The sequence below is a fragment of the uncultured Slackia sp. genome (genome assembly GCF_944321625.1).
Lineage (GTDB): Bacteria > Actinomycetota > Coriobacteriia > Coriobacteriales > Eggerthellaceae > Slackia.
Map to the genome: position 1 here is coordinate 1 of NZ_CALUMA010000060.1, position 10,790 is coordinate 10,790.

At 59.9% G+C, this 10,790-nt stretch carries 6 protein-coding genes, 1 tRNA gene and 1 rRNA gene; 5 read left to right on the forward strand and 3 right to left on the reverse strand.

Annotated elements, in window-relative coordinates:
- The 3 genes from Q0J60_RS05695 to Q0J60_RS05705 all read right to left on the reverse strand — a co-directional run.
- Window positions 1-126: ribosomal RNA gene (locus Q0J60_RS05695) — 16S ribosomal RNA — on the reverse strand; the annotation flags it as partial.
- 494 nt (window positions 127-620) lie between these two features.
- Window positions 621-1,838 (reverse strand): tyrosine--tRNA ligase, encoded by a 1,218-nt coding sequence (gene tyrS, locus Q0J60_RS05700; RefSeq protein ID WP_294439389.1) that lies wholly within the window; start codon window positions 1,836-1,838, stop codon window positions 621-623.
- Between the two features lie 101 nt (window positions 1,839-1,939).
- Window positions 1,940-4,474 (reverse strand): DUF3656 domain-containing protein, encoded by a 2,535-nt coding sequence (locus tag Q0J60_RS05705; protein WP_367178795.1) that lies wholly within the window; start codon window positions 4,472-4,474, stop codon window positions 1,940-1,942.
- Between the two features lie 66 nt (window positions 4,475-4,540).
- Between Q0J60_RS05705 and Q0J60_RS05710 the strand changes: the two genes are divergently transcribed.
- From Q0J60_RS05710 to Q0J60_RS05730, 5 genes are all read left to right on the forward strand, one after another.
- Window positions 4,541-6,865 carry a transglycosylase domain-containing protein gene (locus Q0J60_RS05710; RefSeq protein WP_294439399.1) on the forward strand — a complete coding sequence of 775 codons (2,325 nt, stop codon included), beginning with the start codon at window positions 4,541-4,543 and terminating at the stop codon, window positions 6,863-6,865.
- 164 nt (window positions 6,866-7,029) lie between these two features.
- Window positions 7,030-7,872 (forward strand): Mrp/NBP35 family ATP-binding protein, encoded by an 843-nt coding sequence (locus tag Q0J60_RS05715; protein WP_294439391.1) that lies wholly within the window; start codon window positions 7,030-7,032, stop codon window positions 7,870-7,872.
- Window positions 7,873-7,963: 91 nt separating this feature from the next.
- Window positions 7,964-8,039, forward strand: a tRNA-Ala gene (locus Q0J60_RS05720).
- 493 nt (window positions 8,040-8,532) lie between these two features.
- Window positions 8,533-10,635, forward strand: coding sequence for a collagen binding domain-containing protein (locus tag Q0J60_RS05725; RefSeq protein WP_294439393.1), 2,103 nt, complete (start codon window positions 8,533-8,535; stop codon window positions 10,633-10,635).
- A 6-nt stretch (window positions 10,636-10,641) separates the two neighbouring features.
- Complete coding sequence (locus Q0J60_RS05730; protein WP_294439395.1) at window positions 10,642-10,782, forward strand: hypothetical protein; 141 nt, start codon at window positions 10,642-10,644, stop codon at window positions 10,780-10,782.
- Window positions 10,783-10,790 lie beyond the last annotated feature (8 nt).

The window sequence follows — 10,790 nt, forward strand, 5'->3', positions numbered from 1 at the left end:
GTTGGTCACGTGTTACTCACCCGTTCGCCACTCTATTCCCGGCCGAAGCCGGCTTACTCGTTCGACTTGCATGTGTTAGGCACGCCGCCAGCGTTCATCCTGAGCCAGGATCAAACTCTCCGTTGAAAGACCGGACTTCCGTCCGGCAACGTTAAAAGAAATGATCCGGGTTCCCCGGAGCTTGGATGCTCCGTCCTGGCTTATTCTCTCACTCCACAGTATCCGGTTCTCAAGGTTCCCCCGGCTTCCATCCGGAAACCGGATCGCTCTCCGCGGTCCCCCGCGGCGCAAGGTGGTATACTACGCCCCTCCCCGGGCGAGGTCAAGGAAAAAGTCCCGATTCGTTCGGGAAATGTCGAAATTATTTGCTTTAACACTCGTTTGTCAATCCATTTTGCCTGATTACAACCAAAAGTTGCTATGAGTCACTTTCCTTCCAAAGATATGAAGCCATCTTCACAACTCTAGTTTTACTCATGTCGGGCCTCGAGATAACCAATTATGCAGTCGCAACCCATTACTGCGCATATAGCTCCCCATATGCATATATATAAAGAGGAGACGCCTCTAGGAAGCGTCTCCTCTTATTGCATATCTATATGGAGAGCAAGCAGCGTGCCTTACACCAGGCGGAGGAACTTCTTCTTGCCCACCTGAATCTTGGCATCCTCAAGGAACGCGGGCTCCACGTTGTAGCGCTTTGCCTCAACGGCCTCGCCGTTCACCTTGACACCGCCGCCGTCGATAAGGCGACGTGCCTCAGAAACACTAGGCGCAACGCCCGCATCCACCAGAAGCTTGGCAAAGTACACGGTGCCGTCTTCACCCGGAGTCAAATCGGCCGCATACGTGGGGGCGTCCTCAGGGAACCCGTGATCTTTGAACTTGAGGTCGAAATCGGCCTCGGCGGCCTGGGCGGCTTCCTCATCGTAGTAGGCGGCAACAATGTTGCGTGCGAGGGCGCGCTTCACCTTGTTGGGATGCAACTCGTCCGCGGCAAGCCCACGCTCGATTTCGTCAATCGCAGCAACATCCTCGGTAGACGCCAGGCGATAGTACTTCACCATCAGCTCGTCGGGGATGCTCATCACCTTGCCGAACATATCGTTGGGCGCATCGGTGAGGCCGATGTAGTTGCCGTAGCTCTTCGACATCTTCTGCACACCGTCAGTACCCTCGAGCAGCGGAAGCGTAAGGGCAACCTGGGGCTCCATGCCCATCTTTTCCATGAGCTCGCGACCGGCGAGCAGGTTGAACAGCTGGTCGGAACCGCCGATCTCGACATCGGCCTTGATGACCACGGAGTCATATGCCTGCATGACGGGATAGAGGAACTCATGCAGCGAGATAGGAAGGCCGCCGGTATAGCGCTTATGGAAGTCATCGCGCTCGAGAATGCGAGCCACGGTGAAATTGCTGATGAGCTTCAGCAGGCTTTCCATATTGAGGTCGAGAATCCACTCCGAGTTATAGCGAAGCGTGGTCTTTGCCGGATCGAGAATCTTGAACGCCTGATCGACATAGGTCTTGGCATTCGCGGCAATCTGCTCGCGTGTAAGCTGCGGACGCGTGGAATTGCGGCCGGAGGGATCGCCAATCAGCGCGGTGCCATCGCCGATGATAAGCGTGACGTGATGGCCGAGCTCCTGGAACTGGCGGAGCTTGCGCAGAGGAACGGCATGGCCAAGATGAATGTCGGGCGCCGTAGGGTCGACGCCAAGCTTGATGTTGAGCTCGCCGCCACGCTTGAGCTTTTCGAGCAGCAGGCTCTCGGGCACAACGGTGTCAACGCCCGACTTGATGATATGGAGTTGCTCTTCGGGGGTTATCGGACTCATCTCCTTCTATTATTCAGGGACGCGCCTGGGCGCGCGATTTGCCTATAGTAGCAGAAACCCGGCATGCGGTCAGGCACACCGGGCATCGACTCTTGGTAAAGTTACGATACGCCGCGGAACAGGTGCCCCGTCGTACACCCCTCCGCCTTGGGAAGACGATTGTCCCCCTTGAGCGCGATATCCCTCGCGCGCACGGCACGCGATACCACCTCGGTCGTCTGCTGGACGTTCATGAGGGTGGTGTCCACCATGAACGCCGAGACCCCGGCAGCGATGAGGTCGCATGCGAGATGGATGGCGTCCAGACGGACCGCATTGTACAGATGGCTCCTCCCGCATAGGTCGGTGACCACCTGGAACTGATAGCCCTTGCGATCCTCGAGGAAGTGGGGGCTCTTGCGACGAGCGCACTGGCCGCAACGCTGGTCGCATGGACCCTGGCTCATCAGGAGGCAGTGTTCGGTCACCATGAGTTCCTGATATCCCGCTATGGTAAGCCCCAGGGGCACCGGCGAGGAACCTCCCAAAGCCTCTATCTGCTTGAGGGACAGCTCGGGCGAGAGCCAAACTCGCGATGCGCCGGCCTCGGCGAGCGCATCGAGCGTGAGCGCATTCGTCACAGGCACGTGAGGGCCGACCTCGATTGTGCGCCCCTCGCGAAGACCCCCATGGAGCTGACCGAGCGACTCAACCATGACGGGCGCATCATCGTCGACAAAGCTCCAGGGATCGAAATCATCCTCGGCGTTCATCGACGGCTTATCCACAACGGGAAGCACGACGAGACGGTCTTTGGGATACGACGCCCCTTCAGGCGCGGCGTTGATTTGCCCCGCCGAGCACGCCTCCCCCGCAACGAGATTGAGCGCGGGAACATACACCGCATCGGCCCCTGCGCGCTTCGCGGCGCGGGCGCATGCGGGGTTGGTCGCAAGAACCATGACGCGACACGACCCGAATCGCGGCTGGCGCGAGGGCCTGCGCTGTTCCGCCTTGGGAAGATGCCTGCTCCGCGTTCCTTCCAGCAGCGCCTCTTGAAGCATAGCAAGCGCCTGGGCGCGCGCTTTGTGCAGCGTCGAAAAGCCAAGGCCCACACCCTCGTCGAGTTCGACCTGAAGCGTCTCGAAACGAAACGGCGTATTTCCCACGCGATCGATATGTTCGCTCACATCGTCGAGCGTTATAGCCTTGGTGCGCGCCGCCTCCACCACGTCGCCCTCGAAGCGCACGCAGACGCCGCGCGCCGCCACGTCGATGGTGAGGGGTTCGCCGATGTGCAGCGTCACGACTGCGTCCACGGCGACACGCGGCTCAAGGGAATCGTCCTTAAACGCGAGCGAGGCGTCGCGCACGCGGAACACGCGGTCACCCTTGGCGACCTTGCGTCCGGGATTGAGGCGGTACTCTCGCCCCTTTCTAGAGAAGGAAGAATCAACCGTGACAGCAAAATGGCCCTTGTTCGTCCAGAATTCGAGCACATCGCCTTCGTGAAGCTCAACCGTCGACTCGATGAGCGCCTCACGTCCGGAAACGCGCGTGACGCGTCCCACGAACACGCCGCGATTATTGGGACGGCGATAGCTCATGATGTCGTTACCGCGATGGCGCTTCAGATATCCCTGCGTGAAGCCACGGCTGAACGCCTCGGAAAGAGCGCGGCGCTCCTCGTCGGTTGCGCCCTCCCCCGACTCTTTGACGGAAAACAACGCATCCGAGTCGGTTGCGCCGGACGCCTTCGCGGCGTCATATGCCGCCGCGAGGCGGTCGATCGCCGCACGGTACACGCCCACCACGGTGGACACGTACTCGGGAGACTTCATGCGGCCTTCGATTTTCACGCTGTCGACGCCCGCCTGGACGAGGTCGCACAGCATATCCACCGTGCACAGGTCCTTGGGCGATAGCAGATGGTCGCCCTCGGACGGCAGCGAGTTTTTGACCGCCGCGTTGTGGAGCGTATAGGGCAGACGGCACGCCTGGGCGCACATGCCACGATTCGCCGAACGTCCGCCAATGAGCGAGCTCATGAAGCACTGCCCCGAATAACACACGCACAACGCGCCGTGCCCGAACGTCTCCACGGACATGCCGAGTGCGTGAGCCTCCTGGGCGGCGCGCGACACCTCGGCAAGCGTCAGCTCGCGGGCGAGCGTGACCCGGCTTGCCCCCAGCGCCGCCGCGGCCTGCACGCCGTCAACATTATGGGTGTTCATCTGGGTGGAAATATGAACGCGCGCATCCGGCAGCGTTCGCACGATTTCCGCCGCAACGCCGATATCCTGCACGATGAACGCATCCACGCCGCGACGGTACGCCTGGCGCGCCAGTTCGAGAGCGTTTTTTGCTTCGTCGGGCATGACGGCGATGTTGAGCGTCAAATATATTTTGACGCCGCGCAGATGGGCGTAATCGCACGCCTCCTGCAGCGTGTCGAGCGTGAAATTGTCCGCGCCGCGGCGGGCGTTGAAATCCTCGCACCCCAGATAAACCGCGTTGGCACCTGCGGAAACGGCCGCATGCAAACACGCCATCCTGCCCGCAGGAGCAAGCAGCTCAAGCGTGCGGAAAGGGTTGGAATTCGTCAAATCGGACGCCTCGTGGGCGCTCGCGTCTTTATAAGTATGTGAGTTCGCCATGAAATAATCCTATCGTCACGTAACGAAGCTTTGCGAATGATAGCGCTTTCAGGTATCGTGCCATCCATGAAAACACGGAGAAAACAGCGCGAGAAGCGCGCACACGCAGGAATTTGGACCGTACTCGTCGTACTGGTGGGCTTCGGCCTGGCCATTTTCGGCGGCTATCAGGGCGCAATGGCCCTTGTTCACAGCTGGTGCGAGGATTTGCCCAGCGTGGACGACACCAACGCGTTTGCGGTACCCGAACAATCCACCATCTATGCCAACGACTACAACGAGGAAACCGGCGAAGGCACGGTGCTCGCGGAGCTCTATTTGGAGAAACGCGATCCCCTGACCAGCCTTGACCAGGTAAGCCCGTATGTGGTCAACGGCACCATCGCAACCGAGGATGAACGCTATTACCAGCATCATGGCGTAGACCTCCAGGGCATCATCCGCGCGGTGTTCGTGAACCTGTCGGGCGGCCAGGAGGGCGCATCCACCATCACGCAGCAGTTGGTGCGCAATACGCTGCTTTCCGACGAGGCGACCGAAATCTCGTACAAGCGCAAGGTGCGCGAGATCGAGCTGGCCACCCAGATGGAAAAGAAGTTCTCCAAGGAGGAAATCCTCCTTATGTACCTCAACACCATCAACTACGGTGACGGCTGCTATGGCATCCAGGCGGCTGCCGAAAACTATTACGGCGTGAACGCGACCGACCTGACCATCGCACAGGCCGCCACGCTCATCGGCATCCCCAACCCCCCCACCATGTACGACCCCTACCTCAACCCCGAGGCATGCATGGAGCGCCGCACCGTGGTGCTTTCGCGTATGCTCACCAACGGCGTCATCACGCAGGAGGAGTACGACGCCGCCAAGGCCGAAGAGCTCAACGTGCGCGAGAAGACCGAAGAGGAAGAAACCAACAACGGCATCTACCGCTACAAGTACTTCACCACGTACGTGCGCGACCTGCTGCTGAAGCCCGTCGAAGAAGGCGGCTGGGGGCTTTCCACGTCCGACCTGTTCGAGGGCGGCCTCAAGGTGATTACCACCATCGACCCCACCATGCAGCAGTACGCCGAAGACGCGGTGACCAAGCAGTATGAAAGCGGTCGCGTGGGTGAAAACCAGGAATTCGCCCTGACGCTCGTTGATCCCAACACCGGTTTCATCAAGGCGATGATCGGCGGCCGCAGCTTCGAAAAGGACCAGCTCAATATCGCCACGAGCGAGAACGGCCGCCAGATCGGCTCTACCGCCAAGGCATTCACGCTCGCTGACGCCATCGAGAAGGGCATCAGCCCTCAGACGAGCATGAACTGCAACGGCCCCGTCGAGACCGTCGAGGGACACGAAGTCCACAACTACGGCAACACAAACTACGGCACGCTTTCAATTGCCGACATGACCGCCGTCTCATCCAACACCGGTTACATCAGGCTTTCGTTCACCGATTCCGCGCAAAGCGGCGTGACGCCCAGCTCCATCGTTGCCATGCAGGAGAGGCTCGGCCTCACCCAGAAAGACATCGACGGCACGCCCAAGCTTCCCGCCGTTGCCACCACCACGCTCGGCGTCGGCCAGGCGAACACCACCGAGATGGCGAGCGCCTACGGTACCTTCGCCACGGGCGGCACCTATCGCAAGGCGACGCCCATCATCAAGATTCTTGATAAGAATGATGAAGTGGTAGGCACCGATTACAGCGCCGGCGTCGAAGGCGAGCAGGTGCTTTCGAACGAGGTTTCCTACGCTGTCACTCAGGTGCTCGAAGGCGTTATCTACAAGTCCATGGGTACCGCCACCGCCGCCGCTCTCCCCTCTGGGCAGATCGCGGCAGGCAAGACCGGTACCCCGAACAACTGGCACGACCTGTGGTTCGTGGGCTACACCCCGCAGCTTTCCTGCGCGGTGTGGACGGGCGACCGCAGCTACGAGGACACGTACTACACCGACACCTGGTGCCAGGACATCTGGCGCGACCTGATCAGCGATTGCCTGGACGGCCAGGCTCTCGAGGACTTCCAAAGCGCTCCCGACCCTGCGTACAACAGCGCCTACAAGGGCTCGTACAGCAGCAAGGACGACGAAGACGAAGATAACGAGAAGACCGAGGACGAGGAAAAGCAGGATCAGGAGAAGGACGAGACTCCGGACACCCCGGCCACCGACCCCGATGATCAGCCTACCGATCCGGTTGAGCCTACGCCCGACCCGGAACCCACTCCCGATCCCGGCACCGACCCCGATCAACCTGTTGATCCCGATCCCGGCACCGACCCGGACCCCGGCACCGACCCCGATCAACCTGTTGATCCCGGCACGAGTCCTGGCGGAGGTGGCACCGATCCCGATCCCGGCGAAGGCACAGGAGGCGGAAGCGGAGCAGAAAGCTAGCCAGACAGCTAGCAGACAGACCATTCTTCTGTAACCCACAAGGCGCGCATCATCACGATGCGCGCCTTTTTCTTTTACCCCGTCAACGCAAAGCATGCCTCACGAGTGCTATCATCCTTATGCAACAATAATTACCTGTTTCGCGTATGTAGAAGGGGGATCCCATGAGCGAAGCAAACGAAACGCAGCCTACGCCCGATACCTGCTCGCATGAGTGCGGCAGCTGCTCTGCGACGTGCGGAGAGCGAACGGCACCCAGCAAGCTCACGCCCAACTCAGTGTCGAACATCGGCAAAGTCATCGGCGTCGTGAGCGGCAAAGGCGGCGTGGGCAAGACGCTTGTCACCTGCCTCATTGCATCCGAGCTTGCACGCGCGGGCAAGAAGGTGGGCATCATGGATGCCGACGTCACCGGCCCGTCCATCCCCAAGGCCTTCGGCGTGTCCGGCCCGCTGCACGCCGACCAGAACGGCATCTTCCCCGCCGAGAGCAAAGAGGGCGTGAAGATCATCTCCACCAACCTCCTGCTCCCCCAGGGCGACATGCCCGTAGCATGGCGCGGCCCTGTCGTCTCCGGCATGGTAAGCCAGTTCTTCAACGAGGTGAACTGGGGCGAGCTGGACTACTTGCTCATCGACATGCCTCCGGGCACCAGCGACGTGCTCCTGACCGTGTTCCAGCAGATTCCCGTGGATGGCATCGTGACCGTCTCGGCCCCGCAGGAGCTCGTGGCGATGATTGTGGGCAAGGCCGTCAACCTGGCCCACAACATGGATGTCAAGGTTCTTGGCCTCGTTGAGAACATGGCGTATTTCGAGTGCGACGAGTGCGGCAAGAAGCACTACATTTTCGGAGAACCCCAGGGCGCCGAAGTTGCAAAGAAATACGACATCCCCGCTTATGCGACCCTGCCTATCGACCCCGCGTTTGCCGCGTCGGTCGATGCGGGAGCCATTGAGACGTACGACGCCAAGGGGGCTCTTGCGCCCATCCTTGACGTGCTCTAGGTCGCGAGAAAAAATTTTTAAATTTCCTCTTGACCGGAATTGCGAGTCCTGTATAATACTTTCTCGCACCTCGAGAGAGGGAAGCACCTACGGGGCTTTAGCTCAGCTGGGAGAGCGCATGGCTGGCAGCCATGAGGTCAGGGGTTCGATCCCCCTAAGCTCCACCATAAACAACAGCCTGTCGGCAACGGCAGGCTTTTTTGTTGCCATGATTCGCATGGGTCGAACCCCGCGAGGGTTCGACAGCCCAGTGGGCTGTCGAATGAGGAGGGCGAAGCCCGACGTATCAAGACGCGACCGGAGGGAGCGGATTGTCGATCCCCCTAAGCTCCACCATAAACAACAGCCTGCCGGCAACGGCAGGCTTTTTTGTTGTCCTGGCTCCCTGATGCCCAAACGACATGACACCTCCTGCAAGGTTTTGCGAAATCAAAACAAGAAATCGGTTCAAAGCATCGGCCCATCGCCGCAAGATTCTGCGTGCAAACAGAGGGAAAATCCGCAAGATTCCGGTAAGGTTTTAAGGTGCTCTCAGACCATAGAATGGCAAGGTTTCGAGGCTAGCATGGATTCCGATATTCGATCCCCGCACCGCCCCGTCAAGGGCGATGCAATGCATGCGACACCCATACGTGCACATGCGAAAGAACGGAGGCATCCATGTCGAACCTCACCGCATCTAATCTCGATACCGGTATATCCCGCCGCGCGTTCGTGGGAATCGCCGGGGGAACCGCTGCCGCGGCGCTTGCCGGTATGCCCGGCGATGCATACGGCGCCTCCCCAGCATCCGCTCCTGCATCGCGCGTCACGGTCGAGCAATACCTGGGAGCCACCAGGTCGGCCCTCGAGGAGCTTGAAGCACACGAGAAGGATGATTACTACCTGGGAACCCCTTATGGGACCATAGGCCCTAACGAATTCTCCCCCATGCTCGCAGACTGGGACTGCTGGCACCCCAACGGAAAGCCTGCCTCCAACGGGGAGTCGTACATGAACTGCGGCGGATTCGTTGTGGCGGTTCTCGAAGCATGCGGCGCAGACTGCGACATCATCGGAACGTATGTCGATTCAACCGGGTACGACTTCGGCAATAAAGCCAATCTGTCTCGGTGGCGTCATTTCTTTGACGACCATGCATCCATGCGCACACGCTACGAATCGAAGAAGGAGCTACTTGCCAGCGGCAAACTGGCGAAAGGCGACCTCATCCTTGCCGAGCCAAACGACTGGAGCGTGAGCGGCGCCGACAACCACATCATGTTCTTCTGGGGCGACTCCCCCGACGAGGACCGCGCATGGCATTCATCCTCCAAGGGCAGCGGCGTGGTAGCGGGCAAGGCGCCCGGCAACATGATTTCCCGCATCACGCCCAAGACGGCGGATTGCTATTGGCTCCACGTGCCCTTGACCAATCTCGTAGAAATCCTGTTCAACAAGACGTCCGCCGACATATCAGTATCGGGCAAGCCGGGAGACAATCCCGCCTATTCGCTTGCGGGAGCGACCTTTAGCATTTACCGCTCGTACGAAAACGGGAAGCTCTCCGACCTTATAACCACCTTCACCACCGACAAGAACGGCCAAGCGACCGTAGACCTGACGCCCGGAGAGACGGTTTGGGTCAACGAGGACAAGCCGCCGAAAGGCTATGCGGCCTGGGACGCACCTAAGCGCTTGACCGTAGGATCATCCGAAGACGCAGAACGCCTCGAAGATGCTCCCTGCACCGCGAAGGTCATCGTAGTCAAGGAAGATGCGGAGACGGGGCCGCATGCCCAAGGATGGGCAACGCTTGAAAGTGCCGTCTATGAGCTGGAAGACGCGAATGGCAAGCTCCATCGCGCGGAAACCGCGTGGAGCGAATCGATTGGCGGCTGGGCAGCGACGTTTCAAGAAATCCCCCTTGGGAAAGCGCGCATTCGTGAAGTAACCCCGCCGCATGGATACCTGCTCGACACCTCGGGGGATGAAGGGTGGCACGAAATCGACCTGGCGCCCGACTCGCATGAATCCATTATCACCATTCAGCTCGAGACCCATCGAGAGACCGTGGTGCGCGGAGACATCGTAGGAGGCAAATACAAAGAAGATGACGATGAAGAGGATGAAGGCGCGCAATCTCCCCTCGCCGGATGTGTCTTCGACATCTGGCTTCAGGACGACGGCAGCCTGGCATCGAAAGGCTACAAAGTCGAGCCGATCACCGATGCAGAAGGCAACGCGGTCACGGGCAAAGACGGAGCGCTTTCAGGCGTCTTCATGGGATCCATCGAATCGCATGAAGACGGACGCTTCGATACGCGCGATCTGTTGGCGAATTGGGATCCGGCCAATCACAACGGCCTCCCGAAACCCGACCACGCGCTCCCCTACGGCACATACACCCTCATTGAGGCATCGTGCCCCGACCAGTCGCTGCGCCTTATCGCACCCATCTGCGACATAGAGGTTCGAACCCAGGCGCAGGAGGTGTTTCTCATGCTCGAAGACAAACGCATCACGTCGCCGGTGCGCATACGCAAAGTGGATGAAGCATCCGGCCTTCCCCTGCTCAAGCCAGGAACAACCGTAGAGCTTTTGCGCAGGACCGAAGACGGCCTGTTCGAACGTGTGGAATTCGACACGCATTACCCCGCGGACGAGCCGATATCGACGTTCGTAATCGGTGAAGACGGATACGTGTGGCTTCCCGCGGAACTCGGCTGGGGAACATACGCCATCCGAGAGACGGCAGCGGTCCCACCCTATCTGGTATCGTAGGAAATCGTGGAGTTCATCGTTGACGAGCATCACGACTGGGACGAAGGCGGCATCGAGGTGACGCTTCCGAACGAAGCGGCCACGGGCGCGATCGAGGGCAAGAAGGTAGATGTGGAAGACGGCTCCGGCGTGGCGGGTGCCGCATAAGAGGTTGG